Below are 13,154 nucleotides of genomic sequence, written 5' to 3' on the forward strand. Positions count from 1 at the left end.
GGGGTGCTGGAGTGCTCAGCGACCGCTCACTCGGGGTCGGGCGCGGACTCGCCGCCCGGCGCCAGGGTGCCGGAGGTGGCCGCGTCGCCCAGCTCGGCGGCCTCGATCTCAGCGGCGGCCGCGCGGGCCACGTCCGGGGACAGCGCCGGGTCCTCGACGACGGCCGCGTTCTCGCGCTGCGGCTCCGGCCGGACGTCGTTCTCGTCCTGGCGGTCGCCGTCGGGGTTGTAGAGGTCGCGGACGATCTCCTGCGCCTCGGGGTCGACGTCGCCACCGGTGACGGCCGGCGAGGTGTCGCCACCGGGCCCGGTCGTCTCGCCGACGGAGGTGGCCGACTGGTCACCGCCGCTGGCGGGGACCCCGACCGCGCCGGCGTTGCCGCCCTCGCCGGCCTCGCGGTCGCTCACCGTGTGCCGCCGGTGTCCCCGGGGGACTCGGCGTCGGCGGCGACGGCGTCGGTGGCCTCGTCGGTGGCCACGGCCTCGTCGGCAGCGGCCTCGTCGGCAGCGGCCTCGTCGGCAGCGGCCTCGTCGGCAGCGACGGCGTCCGCCGCGGTGGCCTCGTCGGCGTCCTCGTCGACGGCGACGGGAGCGGCGTCGTCCGCAGCGGTGTCGGTGTCGGTGTCGGCGGCCTCCACCGCGTCGGCGGTGACCTCACCGGCGGCGGAGGCGGCACCGGCGCCCGCGGCGAAGCGGGTGCCCCGGGCGCGCTCGGCCTCGCCCACGGCCGCCTGGGCCACGGTCAGACCCTCGACCAGTTCGATGACCGCCATGGGCGCGTTGTCACCCTTGCGCGGGCCGACCTTGGTGATGCGCGTGTAGCCGCCCGACCGGTTCTCGTAGCGCGGGCCGATCTCGGCGAACAGGTGGTGGACGACGTCCTTGTCGCGGATGACCGTCATCACCTGGCGCCGCGCGTGCAGGTCGCCGCGCTTGGCGAAGGTGACCAGCTTCTCGGCGTACGGGCGCAGCCGCTTCGCCTTGGCCTCGGTGGTGGTGATCCGCCCGTGCTCGAACAGCGACGTGGCCAGGTTGGCCAGCATCAGCCGCTCGTGCGAGGGGGATCCGCCGAGACGGGGGCCCTTGGTGGGGGTGGGCATGTCGGTCCTTCCTCACGCGGCCGGGCGGGCGGCTGCCGGTCGCATCCAGGTGGTGCTGTCGTCGCTGATCAGTGTGGCGGGCCGCCGGATCCGGGGCCCACGCGGCCCGGCCGGGCGGCGGGTCGCCCCGCCGCTCGGCCGGTGCAGCCTCAGAGCTGCTCGGTCTCCTGGTAGGAGCCGTCGTCGTACTGGACCTGGCCGTACTCGGCGCCGTACTCGCCGGTGCCGTGGTAGGCGTCGGTCTCGTAGCCCTCGTCGTAGCTCTCGACCGAGGTCGGGATGAACCCGGGCGGGCTGTCCTTGAGCGCCAGGCCCATGGCCGCCAGCTTCATCTTGACCTCGTCGATGGACTTGGCCCCGAAGTTGCGGATGTCGAGGAGGTCGGCCTCCGAGCGGGTGACCAGCTCCCCGACGGTGTGCACGCCCTCGCGCTTGAGGCAGTTGTAGGACCGGACGGTGAGGTCCATGTCCTCGATCGGCATCGAGAAGTTCGCGATGTCGGCTGCCTCGGCGGGGCTGGGGCCGACCTCGATGCCCTCGGCGTCGACGTTGAGCTCGCGCAGCAGACCGAACAGCTCGACCAGCGTGGACCCGGCCGAGGCGATCGCGTCGCGCGGGGCGATCGACGGCTTGGTCTCGACGTCGACGACCAGGCGGTCGAAGTCGGTGCGCTGCTCGACGCGGGTCGCCTCGACGGCGTAGGTGACCTTGAGGACCGGCGAGTAGATGGAGTCGACCGGGATGCGGCCGATCTCCTGGCCGGGCTGCTTGTTCTGCGGCGCCGGCACGTAGCCGCGGCCCCGCTCGACCACCAGCTCGACCTCGAGGCGGCCCTTGCCGTTGAGGGTGGCGATGTGCAGGTCGGGGTTGTGCACCTCGACACCGGCCGGCGGCGCGATGTCGGCGGCGGTGACCTCACCGGGACCCTGCTTGCGCAGGTACATGGTGACCGGCTCGTCGGAGTCGGAGCTGACCACCAGGCCCTTGAGGTTCAAGATGATCTCGGTGACGTCCTCCTTGACCCCGGGCACGGTCGTGAACTCGTGCAGGGTCCCCTCGATCCGGATGCTGGTCACGGCCGCACCGGGGATCGAGGACAGGAGCGTCCGGCGCAGGGAGTTGCCGAGGGTGTAGCCGAAGCCGGGCTCCAGCGGCTCGATGACGAACCGCGAGCGCTGCTCGGAGATGGTCTCCTCGGTCAGCGTGGGGCGCTGTGCGATGAGCATGGGTGTTCTCCTCAGGGTCCTCCGGCGCCCGCCATATGACGCCGTGAGGGGGGTGGTGCAGGCCCCGGCGGACATCCGTCCGCCCGCCGGGGCCGTCGTTCGGCCCCCTTGCAGGGACCCGCGCCGCACGGAGCGTGGCGTGGGGGCAAGGGGGTCCTCCTGCTACTTGGAGTAGAGCTCCACAATCAGCTGCTCCTGGACCGGGGTGTCGATCACCTGGCGGGCCGGGACGCTGTGCACGACGGCGCGCAGCTGGCCGCTGATGACCTCCAGCCACGGCGGCACGGGCCGCTCGCCGGCGCGGGCCTGGGCGATCTCGAAGGGCACCATCCGCCGCGACTTCTCGGCGACCTCGACGATGTCGTTCGCGCTCACCCGGTAGGACGGGATGTCGACCTTGCGGCCGTTCACGCGGATGTGGCCGTGCTTGACCAGCTGGCGGGCCATGTCGCGGCTCTCGCCCCAGCCGGCCCGGTACACGACGTTGTCCAGCCGCGACTCGAGGATCTGCAGCAGGACCTCACCGGTCTTGCCGGTCTTGCGGTTGGCCTCCTCGTAGTAGCCGCGGAACTGCTTCTCGAGGACGCCGTAGATGCGGCGGGCCTTCTGCTTCTCGCGCAGCTGCAGGAGGTACTCGCTGTCCTTGCTGCGGCCCCGGCCGTGCTCGCCCGGCGGGTAGGGCCGGATCTCGATCGGGCACTTCGGGGACTCACACTTGCTGCCCTTGAGGAACAGCTTCATCTTCTCGCGCCGGCACATGCGGCAGTCGGCTCCGGCGTAACGGGCCACGTCAGGTACTCCTCGTTCTTCTCGTCAGTGGCCGGTCAGACCCGGCGGCGCTTCTTGGGGCGGCAGCCGTTGTGCGGCTGCGGGGTGACGTCCTGGATCTGCCCGACCTCGAGGCCGGTGGCCTGCAGCGAGCGGATCGCGGTCTCGCGGCCGGAGCCGGGGCCCTTGACGAAGACGTCGACCTTGCGCATGCCGTGCTCCTGCGCCTTGCGCGCGGCGTTCTCGGCAGCCATCTGGGCGGCGAACGGCGTCGACTTGCGGGAGCCCTTGAAGCCGACGTGGCCGGCGGACGCCCAGCTGATCACGTTGCCGGTGGGGTCGGTGATCGACACGATCGTGTTGTTGAACGTGCTCTTGATGTGCGCGGCGCCGTGGGCGACGTTCTTCTTCTCCTTGCGGCGGACCTTCTTGGCACCAGCCGCGGCGCGAGCCCTGGGAGGCATGTCTCTCCGGTTTCCTTCTGACGATCAGTGGCCAGGTGAGCACGAGCGGCGCGCCGTCGCTCCCGCCCTCACGGGTCGTGCGACGACGCGCCTCACGGCTTACTTCTTGCCGGCCTTCTTCTTGCCGGCGATGGTCTTGCGCGGGCCCTTGCTCGAGCGCGCGTTGGTGCGGGTGCGCTGACCGTGGACGGGCAGCCCGCGGCGGTGGCGCAGGCCCTGGTAACAACCGATCTCCACCTTGCGGCGGATGTCGGCGGCCACCTCGCGGCGCAGGTCACCCTCGACGCGGAAGTGCTCGTCGATGTAGTCGCGCAGCCTCAGCAGGTCCTCGTCGCCGAGGTCCCGGACGCGCAGGTCGGGGCTGACGCCCGTCGCGGCCAGGGTCTCCTTGGCGTGGGTCTTGCCGATGCCGTAGATGTAGGTGAGCGCGATCTCCATCCGCTTGTCGCGGGGCAGGTCGACGCCGGCCAGTCGTGCCATGTCCAGGTACTCCCTCAGCCCTGCCGCTGCTTGTGGCGGGCGTTGTCGCAGATGACCATGACCCGGCCGTGCCGGCGGATCACCTTGCACTTGTCGCAGATCTTCTTCACCGACGGCTGGACCTTCACCGGTGCCGCCCCTCATTCCTGTCGATCGATGGCCGCCCGCACGGCACCCGGAGGCACCCCGCGCCGGCGGCGGTCACTTGTAGCGGTAGACGATGCGACCGCGGGTCAGGTCGTAGGGCGAGAGCTCCACGACGACGCGGTCCTCCGGCAGGATGCGGATGTAGTGCTGGCGCATCTTGCCGCTGATGTGGGCGAGCACCCGGTGTCCGTTCTGCAGCTCGACCCGGAACATCGCATTGGGCAGCGGCTCGACGACGCGACCCTCGACCTCGATGGCCCCGTCCTTCTTCGCCATGCCCGACACGGCCTCCCTGACTCGGTGGTGCATTCCGGTGTGGTGCTGGATCGCGTGCGACCATGCCGGGGCCCGGCGGGGTCGTACACGGTGGTTTGCGGGACAACTGGTGCAGGCGCTCCCGCGAGGGCGTCCCGCGCCGCGCGGCCACAGCACGACGACAGGACGGCGCGAACGCCGTTGTTCACTGTACCCCGCTGTCGCGGGCCCCTCCAACCCGCCCTCCGTCACACCGGAAGGCCCCCGCAGAGAGGTCAGGTGCGGGGGGTGATCCCGAAGGGGGCGAGCCCCGCGACGCCGCCGTCCACCGCCGTCAGGACCCAGGGCCCCTCGGGCGTGATGGCGACGGTGTGCTCGAAGTGGGCGGCCCGCGAGCCGTCCTTGGTGACCACGGTCCAGCCGTCGTCGAGCTCGGCGGTGGCCGGGTCGCCGACGGTCACCATCGGCTCGATGGCCAGCGCCAGGCCCGGCACCAGCCGCGGCCCGCGCCCCGGCCGCCCGTAGTTGAGGACGTGCGGGTCCTGGTGCATCTCGGTGCCGATCCCGTGGCCGCCGTAGTGGTCGACGATGCCGTAGGGGTGCGCCTCGGCGGTGACGACGGACTCGACGGCGGCGCTGATGTCGGTGAGCCGGCCGCCCGCGACGGCCCGGGCCAGCCCCGCCCACATCGAGCGCTCGGTGACCTCCAGCAGCGCGGCGTCCTCTGCCGACGGCTCCCCCACCGTGACGGTCACCGCCGAGTCGCTGTGCCAGCCCTCGAGGATCGCACCGCAGTCGATGGAGATGTTGTCGCCCTCGGCCAGCCGCCGGTCGGGGTCGGGGATCCCGTGCACGATCTCGTCGTTGATCGACGCGCAGATCGTGCCGGTGAAGCCGTGGTAGCCGAGGAAGTTCGGCACCGCGCCGTGGGACCGGATGTGGTCCTCGGCGACGGCGTCGAGCTCCTTCGTGCTGACACCGGGGCGGACGGCCGCCGTGACGGCGGCGATCGCCCCGGCCGTCACCAGGCCGGAGGCGCGCATCAGCTCGATCTCGTGCGGCGTCTTGATCTGGATCATGCGTCCACTCCACTTCGCCAGCAGCGGGAGGCGGGTCAGGATCCCGGCCGACATCGGCGCCGCCGTCCCCTCAGCTGTCGTTCGACTGCCCGGACCGCCCCAGCGCGGACATCGCCCGGTCGGTGACCTCCTCGACGGTCCCGATCGCGTCGATCTGCGCGAGCAGCCCCTCGGAGTCGTAGAAGCCGGAGAGGGGGGCGGTCTGTTCCCGGTACACCTCGAGGCGGTGCCGGACGGTCTCGGGCTTGTCGTCGTCGCGCTGCACCCACTCGCCGTCGACGAGCATGCGGCGACCGGACAGCCGGCGCACCAGCTCGTCCTCGTCGACCACGAGCTCGAGGACGCAGTCGAGGTGCTGCCCCAGCTCGTCGAGGGAGCCGCGCAGCTGCTCGGCCTGGGCGATGGTCCGCGGGAAGCCGTCGAGGAGGAACCCGGCCTTGGCGTCGGGCTCGGCGAGCCGGTCACGGACCATTGCGACGGTGATCTCGTCGGGCACCAGGTCACCGGCGTCCATGTAGGCCTTGGCCTGCTTGCCGAGGTCGGTCTGGCCGCTGACGTTGGCGCGGAAGATGTCGCCGGTGGAGATGGCCGGCACCCCGAGCCGGCCGGCGATGACCTGGGCCTGGGTCCCCTTGCCCGCCCCCGGGGGGCCGAGCAGCACGACGCGCACTACTTCAGGAACCCTTCGTAGTTGCGCTGGTTGAGCTGCGTCTCGATCTGCTTCACGGTCTCCAAGCCCACTCCCACCATGATGAGCACTGCTGTCCCGCCGAACGGGAAGTTCTGGTTCGCTCCCTGCTGCGTGATGGACAGGAAGAAGTTGGGCAGCACGGCCACGATCCCGAGGTAGATCGACCCGGGCAGGGTGATCCGGGAGAGCACGTACTGCAGGTACTCCGCCGTCGGCCGTCCGGGGCGGATGCCGGGGATGAAGCCGCCGTAGCGCTTCATGTCGTCGGCCCGCTCCTCCGGGTTGAAGGTGATCGACACGTAGAAGTACGTGAAGAACACGATCAGACCGAAGTACAGGGCCACGTGCACCGGGCTGGCCTGGTCGATGACGTAGTTCTCGAAGAACTGGCGCATCGGGCCGGTCTCGTCGCCCTGGAGCTGGGTGATCAGCTGCGGCAGGTAGAGCAGCGAGGAGGCGAAGATGACCGGGATGACGCCGGCCTGGTTGACCTTCAGCGGCAGGTAGGTCGACGTCCCGCCGTACATGCGGCGGCCGACCATGCGCTTGGCGTACTGCACCGGGATGCGTCGTTGCGCCTGCTCGACGTAGATGACCGCGCCGATGATCAGCAGCGCGAAGGCGCAGACGACGGCGAAGACGACGCCGCCGCGGGTCTGCAGGATGGAGCCGCCCTCGGCCGGGATGCGCGCGGCGATCGAGGTGAAGATCAGCACGGACATCCCGTTGCCGATCCCCTTCTCGGTCAGCAGCTCGCCCAGCCACATGATCACGGCCGTGCCGGCGGTGAGCGTGATGACCAGGACGATCGTCGACCAGATGCTGTCCGACGGGATGATCTCCTGCTGGCAGCCGGGGAACAGCTGGCCGCTGCGGGCCAACGCGATGATGCCGGTGCTCTGCAGGATCGCCAGGGCGATCGTCAGGTAGCGCGTGTACTGGGTCAGCTTCTGCTGGCCCGACTGGCCTTCCTTCTTCAGCTGCTCGAACCGCGGGATGACCACGACCAGCAGCTGCACGATGATGCTGGCCGTGATGTAGGGCATGATCCCGAGCGCGAAGACCGACAGTCGCAGCAGCGCCCCGCCGGAGAACAGGTTGACCAGCGAGTAGACGTCGCGCTGCGACCCCGACTGGGCCTGCTCGAGACAGTTGTTGATGGCCTCGATCGACACCCCGGGCCCCGGCACCGAGGCGCCCAGCCGGTAGACGGCGATCATCGCCAGGGAGAACAGCAACTTGCGCCGGAGGTCTGGCGTCCGGAACGCCGCGGCGAACGCCTGCAGCACGTGCCCTCCCCTGCTCGGTCGGATGAGGTTAGCAACGACGGAGGACCTCCCCGCCGCCCGCCACTCGTGCGCTCGTGGCGGGCCTCTGCGGGCAGGCCGCCGGTCCCGCACTCGGGAGGGCGGGCCGGGCAGCGCACGACCCCCGGGGCGCCGATGGCGCGCCCCGGGGGTCGTCGTCGCTCAGATGCGGGTGGTGCTGCCCCCGGCCGCGGCGATCTTCTCGGCGGCCGAGCCCGAGAAGGCGTGCGCGTGCACGGTGACCCGGACGTCGCCGAGGTCCCCGGAGCCGAGGACCTTCACCGGCTGACCGCGGCGGACGGCGCCGGCCGCGGCCAGGGAGTCGGGGTCGACGTGCCCGCCCTGGGGGAACAGCGCCGCGATCCGGTCGAGGTTGACGACCTGGAACACGACCTTGTTCCGGTTCTTGAAGCCCGACAGCTTGGGCAGCCGCATGTGCAGCGGCGTCTGACCGCCCTCGAAGCGCGGGGAGGTGTTGCCGCGCGCTCCGGTGCCCTTGGTGCCGCGACCGGCGCTCTTGCCCTTGGAGCCCTCACCCCGGCCGACGCGCGTCTTGGCGGTGTGGGCGCCCGGAGCCGGGCGCAGGTGGTGGACCTTGAGAGTCATGGTGAGTCCCTGCTCAGATCTCTTCGACGGCGACGAGGTGCGTCACCGCGGCGACCATCCCGCGGATCTCGGGACGGTCCTCCTGCACGACCGTGTCGTTGATCCGCTTGAGGCCCAGCGAGCGCAGCGTCTGCCGCTGGTTGGGCTTCGTGCCGATCGCCGACCGGACCTGGGTGACCTTCAGCTGCGCCACGTCAGACCCCCTGGCCCGCACGCGCCCGCAGCATGGCGGCCGGGGCGACGTCCTCGAGGGGCAGCCCGCGACGGGCGGCGATCTCCTCGGGGCGGACGAGGTCCTTCAGCGCCTGCATGGTGGCGTGCACGATGTTGATGGGGTTGGACGAGCCGAGGCTCTTCGAGAGCACGTCGTGGATGCCCGCGCACTCGAGGACGGCACGGACCGGGCCACCGGCGATGACACCCGTACCGGGGCTGGCCGGCTTGAGCAGCACGACGCCGGCCGCGGCCTCACCCTGCACCGGGTGCGGGATGGTGCTGGCGATGCGCGGCACCTTGTAGAAGTGCTTCTTGGCCTCCTCGACGCCCTTGGCGATGGCCGCGGGCACCTCCTTGGCCTTGCCGTAGCCGACGCCCACGGTGCCGTCACCGTCGCCGACGATCACCAGGGCGGTGAAGCTGAAGCGCCGACCACCCTTGACGACCTTCGACACGCGGTTGATCGCCACCACGCGCTCGATGAAGTTGCTCTTCTCGGCAGGCGCGCCGCCGGGCCCCCGCCCGCCGTCACGACGGTCGCGGCGGTCGTTGCCGCCGCCGGCGCCGCCGCCGCGTCGCTGTGGTCCTGGCATCAGACGTCCCTCTCGATCTGCTGGTTCGCGGTGCTGCTCATCAGAAGTCCAGCCCGCCCTCGCGTGCGCCGTCGGCGAGCGCGGCGATGCGGCCCTGGTAGCGGTTGCCACCCCGGTCGAACACGACCCGGCTGATGCCCGCGGCCTGGGCACGCTCGGCGACCAGGGCCCCCACCCGGCGGGCCAGGGCGGACTTGTCGCCCTCGGCGCTGCGCAGGCTGGCGTCCAGCGTCGAGGCGCTCACCAGCGTACGGCCGACGGTGTCGTCGACCACCTGCACGTGGATGTGCCGCGAGCTGCGGTTGACCACCAGGCGCGGGCGCTCGGCGGTGCCCGCCACGCGCTTGCGGAGCCGGTTGTGGCGGCGCAGCCGCGAGACGCGGCGCGCGGTGCTGATGTCGGTGCCGACGGGCGTGTGCACCCGAGCGGCCTTCTCGGTCTGTGCCATCACTTACCCGTCTTCCCGACCTTGCGCTTCACGACCTCGCCCTGGTACCGGACGCCCTTGCCCTTGTAGGGGTCCGGCCGGCGCAGCCCGCGGATGTTGGCGGCCACCTGACCGACCTGCTGCTTGTCGATGCCGGTGACGCGCAGGCGCGTCGGCGACTCGACGGTGAAGGTGATGCCCTCCGGGGCCCGGACGGGCACCGGGTGGCTGAAGCCGAGGGCGAACTCGAGGTCCGACCCCCGCGCCTGGACGCGGTAACCGACACCCACGATCTCGAGGGTCTTGGTGTAGCCCTCGGTGACGCCGGTGATCATGTTGGCGATCAGGGTGCGGGACAGGCCGTGCAGGGCCCGGCTCTCGCGCTCGTCGTCGGGACGCTGCACCGACAGGACGCCGTCCTCGCCCCTGGCGACGGTGATGGGCGCCGCGACGGTGTGCGCCAGCTGACCCTTGGGGCCCTTCACGCTGACCGTCTGGCCGTCGACGGACACATCCACGCCGCTCGGCACGGGAATCGGGAGTCGTCCGATCCGTGACATCTCGCTCGCTCCTCTTACCAGACGTAGGCGAGGACTTCCCCGCCCACGCCCTTCTTGGTCGCCTGCCGGTCGGTCAGCAGCCCGGTGGAGGTGGAGATGATCGCCACCCCGAGGCCGCCGAGCACCTTCGGCAGGGCGTTCGACTTCGCGTAGACCCGCAGGCCCGGCTTGGACACCCGGCGCACCCCGGCGATGCTGCGCTCGCGGTTGGGGCCGTACTTCAGGTCGATCACCAGCTCCTTGCGGGTGGCGCCGTCCTTCTCGACCTCGTCGACGCGCCAGCCGGCGATGTAGCCCTCCTGCTGGAGGATCTCGGCGATGTGCGTCTTCAGCTTCGACGACGGCATCGCCGCCTGGTCGTGGTAGGCCGTGTTCGCGTTGCGCAGCCGCGTGAGCATGTCCGCGATCGGGTCGGTCATCGTCATGGGTGTCGTGCCTCTCTCGCCGCGGTTCCGCACGCGTCCTTCGCGTGGGCCTCTCGGCGGTAAGGACCCCCCTGCCCCCCGTCACTCGCACGCTCGTGACGGGACCCTGCAGGGCGGCCGTGTGCCAGGTGCCTCCGTTACCAGGAGGACTTGCTGACGCCGGGCAGCTCGCCGGCGTGCGCCATCTCCCGCAGGCAGATCCGGCACAGGCCGAACTTGCGGAAGACCGAGTGCGGGCGACCGCACCGCTGGCAGCGGGTGTAGCCGCGGACCGCGAACTTGGGCGTGCGGGCCGCCTTGTTGATCAGCGCCTTCTTGGCCATCTGTCTCTCCTGCCCCGGCTCAGCGGGTCGTGGTCACGACGGTCAGGCCGGCGAAGGGGAAGCCCAGCAGGCGGAGCAGCTCGCGACCCTCCTCGTCGGTCGTGGCGGTGGTGACGAGGGTGATGTCCATGCCGCGGGGACGGTCGATCCTGTCGACGTCGATCTCGCGGAACATCGACTGCTCGGTCAACCCGAAGGTGTAGTTGCCGTGCCCGTCGAACTGCTTGGCCGACAGGCCGCGGAAGTCGCGGATGCGGGGCAGGGCCAGCGCCAGGAGCCGGTCGAGGAACTCCCACATCCGGTCGCCGCGGAGGGTGACCTTGGCGCCGATCGGCATGCCCTCGCGCAGCTTGAACTGGGCGATGGACTTGCGCGCGCGGACGACGGCCGGACGCTGACCGGTGATGGCGGTCAGGTCGCGGACCGCGCCGTCCATCAGCTTGGCGTCACGCGTGGCCTCGCCGACACCCATGTTGACCACGATCTTGGTCAGCCGCGGGATCTGCATGACGTTGGCGTAGCCGAACTCGTCCTGGAGGGCCGGCACGATCGACTCGCGGTAGTGCTCCAGGAGGCGCGGGAGCTCGCGGGTGGGGGCAGTCATCGTCACAGGTCCTTACCGGTCCGCCGCGACACCCGGATGTTGCGGCCCTCCTCGTCCTTGCGGTGGCCGACCCGGGTCGGCTTGCCCTCGGAGTCGATCACCATCACGTTGCTGACGTGGATGGGAGCCTCCTGGGTGACGATCCCGCCCTGCTGCGCGCCCCGCTGGTTCGAGCTGATGCGGGTGTGCTTCTTGACGCGGCCGACGCCCTCGACGAGGACCTTCTGCAGCTTGGGGTAGGCGGCGATGACGCGGCCCCGGGCGCCCTTGTCCTTGCCGGACAGCACCACGACGGTGTCGCCCTTCTTGACCTTCATGGACGGGGTCTTCTTCGTCTCTGCCATGGTCAGAGCACCTCCGGAGCGAGCGAGATGATCCGCATGAAGCGCTTGTCGCGCAGCTCGCGGCCGACGGGACCGAAGATGCGGGTCCCCCGCGGGTCGCCGCTGTCGCGGATGATCACCGCGGCGTTCTCGTCGAAGCGGATGTAGGAGCCGTCGGGACGACGCCGCTCCTTCGCCGTGCGGACGACGACGGCCTTGACGACGTCGCCCTTCTTGACGCCGGCGCCGGGGATGGCGTCCTTCACGGTGCCGACGATGACGTCGCCGATGCCCGCGTAGCGCCGCCCGGAGCCACCGAGCACCCGGATGCAGAGGATCTCCTTCGCACCGGTGTTGTCGGCGACCCGGAGCCGCGACTCCTGCTGGATCACGTCCTACTCCCAATCTCAGTGGTGACAGCCGGGCCGGATCGGTGAACCGGCTGTCCGGCATCCACGTGCGGACGCACCGGTAGCGGATGCCACCGGTGCGTCCGACACGGGTACCGGGATGTGGCGCACTCCCGGAGGGGCGCCAGTCGTCCAGGGTACCCGGTCCCGTGACGCTGCCCGGAGGGCGTGGGTCACAGGGTCCGGTGGACCCCGAACGGTGCTACTTGGCCTTCTCGAGGACCTCGACCAGCCGCCACCGCTTGGTGGCCGACAGCGGCCGGGTCTCCATGATCTGCACGCGGTCGCCGATCCCGGCGACCCCCTGCTCGTCGTGGGCCTTCAGCTTGCTGGTGCGCCGGAGGACCTTGCCGTAGAGGCCGTGCTTCACGCGGTCCTCGACCTCGACGACGATGGTCTTCTCCATCTTGTCGCTGACGACCAGACCCTCGCGGACCTTGCGGTAGCCACGACCGGCCAGGCCGGGGCCGCTGGCGACAGCGGTGTTCTCGGGCTCGCTCATGCCACACCCTCGCTCGGGGCGACCGAGAGACCCAGCTCGCGCTCGCGCATGATCGTGTAGATCCGGGCGATGTCGCGGCGGACGGTCTGCAGCCGCCGGTTGTTGTCCAGCTGGCCGGTGGCCACCTGGAACCTCAGGTTGAACAGCTCTTCCTTGGACTCACGCAGCCGCGTGGCGAGCTCGTCGGCCGAGAGCTCGCGCAGCTCCGGGGCGGTCAGGCCGGCGGCCATCACACCTCTCCTTCACGCGTGATGAAGCGGCACTTCATGGGCAGCTTGTGGATGGCGCGGCGCATGGCCTCGCGGGCCACCGGCTCGGCCACACCGGAGAGCTCGAAGAGCACCCGGCCCGGCTTGACGTTGGCCACCCACCACTCCGGCGAGCCCTTGCCGGAACCCATGCGGGTCTCGGCCGGCTTCTTGGTGAGCGGACGGTCCGGGTAGATGGAGATCCAGACCTTGCCACCACGCCGGATGTGGCGGGTCATGGCGATACGGGCGGACTCGATCTGCCGGTTGGTCACGTAGGCCGGCTCCAGGGCCTGGATGGCGTACTCACCGAAGTTGATCTCGGTGCCGCCCTTGGCCCGGCCGGAGCGGCTCGGGTGGTGCTGCTTGCGGTGCTTGACGCGCCGGGGGATCAGCACGTG

Annotated in this window: 24 protein-coding genes; all 24 read right to left on the minus strand. The window is 70.8% G+C overall.

From position 1 onward, the window contains the following. Positions 1-26: 26 nt before the first annotated feature. The 24 genes from ACWIZO_RS03365 to rplP all read right to left on the minus strand — a co-directional run bounded on the left by ACWIZO_RS03365 (position 27) and on the right by rplP (position 13,151). Positions 27-407, minus strand: coding sequence for a hypothetical protein (locus tag ACWIZO_RS03365; RefSeq protein WP_448641135.1), 381 nt, complete (start codon positions 405-407; stop codon positions 27-29). Then, positions 404-1,099: a 50S ribosomal protein L17 gene (rplQ, locus tag ACWIZO_RS03370; RefSeq protein ID WP_448641136.1), complete on the minus strand. Its 696-nt coding sequence runs from the start codon at positions 1,097-1,099 to the stop codon at positions 404-406. Before rplQ ends, ACWIZO_RS03365 begins: the two co-directional genes overlap by 4 nt. A gap of 149 nt (positions 1,100-1,248) precedes the next feature. Continuing rightward, positions 1,249-2,325 (minus strand): DNA-directed RNA polymerase subunit alpha, encoded by a 1,077-nt coding sequence (locus tag ACWIZO_RS03375; protein WP_106275278.1) that lies wholly within the window; start codon positions 2,323-2,325, stop codon positions 1,249-1,251. Positions 2,326-2,487: 162 nt separating this feature from the next. Beyond that, positions 2,488-3,114: a 30S ribosomal protein S4 gene (rpsD, locus tag ACWIZO_RS03380; protein WP_091108653.1), complete on the minus strand. Its 627-nt coding sequence runs from the start codon at positions 3,112-3,114 to the stop codon at positions 2,488-2,490. Between the two features lie 35 nt (positions 3,115-3,149). Further along, the gene (rpsK, locus tag ACWIZO_RS03385; RefSeq protein ID WP_012950456.1) at positions 3,150-3,557 is read right to left on the minus strand and encodes a 30S ribosomal protein S11; all 408 of its coding nucleotides are present in this window, start codon (positions 3,555-3,557) and stop codon (positions 3,150-3,152) included. 99 nt (positions 3,558-3,656) lie between these two features. Next, on the minus strand, positions 3,657-4,037 hold the full coding sequence (gene rpsM / locus ACWIZO_RS03390; protein ID WP_012950457.1) for a 30S ribosomal protein S13: 381 nt from the start codon (positions 4,035-4,037) through the stop codon (positions 3,657-3,659). A 14-nt stretch (positions 4,038-4,051) separates the two neighbouring features. Further along, entirely contained in the window at positions 4,052-4,165 is a 114-nt protein-coding gene (gene rpmJ, locus ACWIZO_RS03395) for a 50S ribosomal protein L36 (protein ID WP_012950458.1), read from the minus strand. A gap of 73 nt (positions 4,166-4,238) precedes the next feature. Next, positions 4,239-4,460, minus strand: a complete 222-nt coding sequence (infA, locus tag ACWIZO_RS03400) for a translation initiation factor IF-1 (protein WP_012950459.1) — start codon at positions 4,458-4,460, stop codon at positions 4,239-4,241. A 254-nt stretch (positions 4,461-4,714) separates the two neighbouring features. Further along, complete coding sequence (gene map, locus ACWIZO_RS03405) at positions 4,715-5,518, minus strand: type I methionyl aminopeptidase (protein WP_448641137.1); 804 nt, start codon at positions 5,516-5,518, stop codon at positions 4,715-4,717. Between the two features lie 70 nt (positions 5,519-5,588). Continuing rightward, complete coding sequence (locus ACWIZO_RS03410; RefSeq protein ID WP_448641138.1) at positions 5,589-6,179, minus strand: adenylate kinase; 591 nt, start codon at positions 6,177-6,179, stop codon at positions 5,589-5,591. An 8-nt stretch (positions 6,180-6,187) separates the two neighbouring features. Then, positions 6,188-7,498 (minus strand): preprotein translocase subunit SecY, encoded by a 1,311-nt coding sequence (gene secY / locus ACWIZO_RS03415; RefSeq protein WP_448641139.1) that lies wholly within the window; start codon positions 7,496-7,498, stop codon positions 6,188-6,190. A 180-nt stretch (positions 7,499-7,678) separates the two neighbouring features. Further along, positions 7,679-8,122, minus strand: a complete 444-nt coding sequence (rplO, locus tag ACWIZO_RS03420) for a 50S ribosomal protein L15 (protein WP_448641140.1) — start codon at positions 8,120-8,122, stop codon at positions 7,679-7,681. Between the two features lie 13 nt (positions 8,123-8,135). After that, on the minus strand, positions 8,136-8,315 hold the full coding sequence (gene rpmD / locus ACWIZO_RS03425; RefSeq protein WP_089402117.1) for a 50S ribosomal protein L30: 180 nt from the start codon (positions 8,313-8,315) through the stop codon (positions 8,136-8,138). 1 nt (position 8,316) lies between these two features. Beyond that, positions 8,317-8,931 carry a 30S ribosomal protein S5 gene (gene rpsE / locus ACWIZO_RS03430; RefSeq protein WP_072919083.1) on the minus strand — a complete coding sequence of 205 codons (615 nt, stop codon included), beginning with the start codon at positions 8,929-8,931 and terminating at the stop codon, positions 8,317-8,319. Between the two features lie 40 nt (positions 8,932-8,971). Continuing rightward, positions 8,972-9,379 carry a 50S ribosomal protein L18 gene (gene rplR, locus ACWIZO_RS03435; protein ID WP_446757372.1) on the minus strand — a complete coding sequence of 136 codons (408 nt, stop codon included), beginning with the start codon at positions 9,377-9,379 and terminating at the stop codon, positions 8,972-8,974. Continuing rightward, positions 9,379-9,918 (minus strand): 50S ribosomal protein L6, encoded by a 540-nt coding sequence (gene rplF, locus ACWIZO_RS03440; protein WP_448641141.1) that lies wholly within the window; start codon positions 9,916-9,918, stop codon positions 9,379-9,381. The genes rplR and rplF overlap by 1 nt, the downstream gene beginning before the upstream one ends. 14 nt (positions 9,919-9,932) lie before the next feature. Next, on the minus strand, positions 9,933-10,337 hold the full coding sequence (rpsH, locus tag ACWIZO_RS03445; RefSeq protein WP_446757374.1) for a 30S ribosomal protein S8: 405 nt from the start codon (positions 10,335-10,337) through the stop codon (positions 9,933-9,935). Positions 10,338-10,480: 143 nt separating this feature from the next. Continuing rightward, complete coding sequence (locus ACWIZO_RS03450) at positions 10,481-10,666, minus strand: type Z 30S ribosomal protein S14 (RefSeq protein WP_446757375.1); 186 nt, start codon at positions 10,664-10,666, stop codon at positions 10,481-10,483. A gap of 19 nt (positions 10,667-10,685) precedes the next feature. Then, entirely contained in the window at positions 10,686-11,270 is a 585-nt protein-coding gene (rplE, locus tag ACWIZO_RS03455; protein WP_448641142.1) for a 50S ribosomal protein L5, read from the minus strand. A gap of 2 nt (positions 11,271-11,272) precedes the next feature. After that, the gene (gene rplX, locus ACWIZO_RS03460) at positions 11,273-11,614 is read right to left on the minus strand and encodes a 50S ribosomal protein L24 (RefSeq protein WP_446757377.1); all 342 of its coding nucleotides are present in this window, start codon (positions 11,612-11,614) and stop codon (positions 11,273-11,275) included. A gap of 2 nt (positions 11,615-11,616) precedes the next feature. After that, positions 11,617-11,985, minus strand: coding sequence for a 50S ribosomal protein L14 (gene rplN / locus ACWIZO_RS03465; RefSeq protein WP_073421359.1), 369 nt, complete (start codon positions 11,983-11,985; stop codon positions 11,617-11,619). Positions 11,986-12,205: 220 nt separating this feature from the next. Continuing rightward, positions 12,206-12,505, minus strand: a complete 300-nt coding sequence (gene rpsQ, locus ACWIZO_RS03470) for a 30S ribosomal protein S17 (RefSeq protein WP_446757378.1) — start codon at positions 12,503-12,505, stop codon at positions 12,206-12,208. Then, a complete protein-coding gene (rpmC, locus tag ACWIZO_RS03475) occupies positions 12,502-12,735 on the minus strand; it encodes a 50S ribosomal protein L29 (RefSeq protein WP_446757379.1) in 234 nt (77 codons plus the stop codon). The genes rpsQ and rpmC overlap by 4 nt, the downstream gene beginning before the upstream one ends. Beyond that, entirely contained in the window at positions 12,735-13,151 is a 417-nt protein-coding gene (gene rplP, locus ACWIZO_RS03480; RefSeq protein ID WP_014377986.1) for a 50S ribosomal protein L16, read from the minus strand. Before rplP ends, rpmC begins: the two co-directional genes overlap by 1 nt. Positions 13,152-13,154 lie beyond the last annotated feature (3 nt).

Source organism: Geodermatophilus sp. URMC 63 (assembly GCF_053502565.1).

What these genes read in the sequence shown, in the direction of transcription:
- rplQ (WP_448641136.1), bottom strand. Translation starts at nt 1,099, where the DNA reads ATGCCCACCCCCACCAAGGGCCCCCGTCTCGGCGGATCCCCCTCGCAC.
- ACWIZO_RS03375 (WP_106275278.1), bottom strand. Translation starts at nt 2,325, where the DNA reads ATGCTCATCGCACAGCGCCCCACGCTGACCGAGGAGACCATCTCCGAG.
- rpsK (WP_012950456.1), bottom strand. Translation starts at nt 3,557, where the DNA reads ATGCCTCCCAGGGCTCGCGCCGCGGCTGGTGCCAAGAAGGTCCGCCGC.
- rpsM (WP_012950457.1), bottom strand. Translation starts at nt 4,037, where the DNA reads ATGGCACGACTGGCCGGCGTCGACCTGCCCCGCGACAAGCGGATGGAG.
- infA (WP_012950459.1), bottom strand. Translation starts at nt 4,460, where the DNA reads ATGGCGAAGAAGGACGGGGCCATCGAGGTCGAGGGTCGCGTCGTCGAG.
- map (WP_448641137.1), bottom strand. Translation starts at nt 5,518, where the DNA reads ATGATCCAGATCAAGACGCCGCACGAGATCGAGCTGATGCGCGCCTCC.
- rplO (WP_448641140.1), bottom strand. Translation starts at nt 8,122, where the DNA reads ATGACTCTCAAGGTCCACCACCTGCGCCCGGCTCCGGGCGCCCACACC.
- rpsE (WP_072919083.1), bottom strand. Translation starts at nt 8,931, where the DNA reads ATGCCAGGACCACAGCGACGCGGCGGCGGCGCCGGCGGCGGCAACGAC.
- rplR (WP_446757372.1), bottom strand. Translation starts at nt 9,379, where the DNA reads ATGGCACAGACCGAGAAGGCCGCTCGGGTGCACACGCCCGTCGGCACC.
- rplF (WP_448641141.1), bottom strand. Translation starts at nt 9,918, where the DNA reads ATGTCACGGATCGGACGACTCCCGATTCCCGTGCCGAGCGGCGTGGAT.
- rpsH (WP_446757374.1), bottom strand. Translation starts at nt 10,337, where the DNA reads ATGACCGACCCGATCGCGGACATGCTCACGCGGCTGCGCAACGCGAAC.
- ACWIZO_RS03450 (WP_446757375.1), bottom strand. Translation starts at nt 10,666, where the DNA reads ATGGCCAAGAAGGCGCTGATCAACAAGGCGGCCCGCACGCCCAAGTTC.
- rplE (WP_448641142.1), bottom strand. Translation starts at nt 11,270, where the DNA reads ATGACTGCCCCCACCCGCGAGCTCCCGCGCCTCCTGGAGCACTACCGC.
- rplX (WP_446757377.1), bottom strand. Translation starts at nt 11,614, where the DNA reads ATGGCAGAGACGAAGAAGACCCCGTCCATGAAGGTCAAGAAGGGCGAC.
- rpsQ (WP_446757378.1), bottom strand. Translation starts at nt 12,505, where the DNA reads ATGAGCGAGCCCGAGAACACCGCTGTCGCCAGCGGCCCCGGCCTGGCC.
- rpmC (WP_446757379.1), bottom strand. Translation starts at nt 12,735, where the DNA reads ATGGCCGCCGGCCTGACCGCCCCGGAGCTGCGCGAGCTCTCGGCCGAC.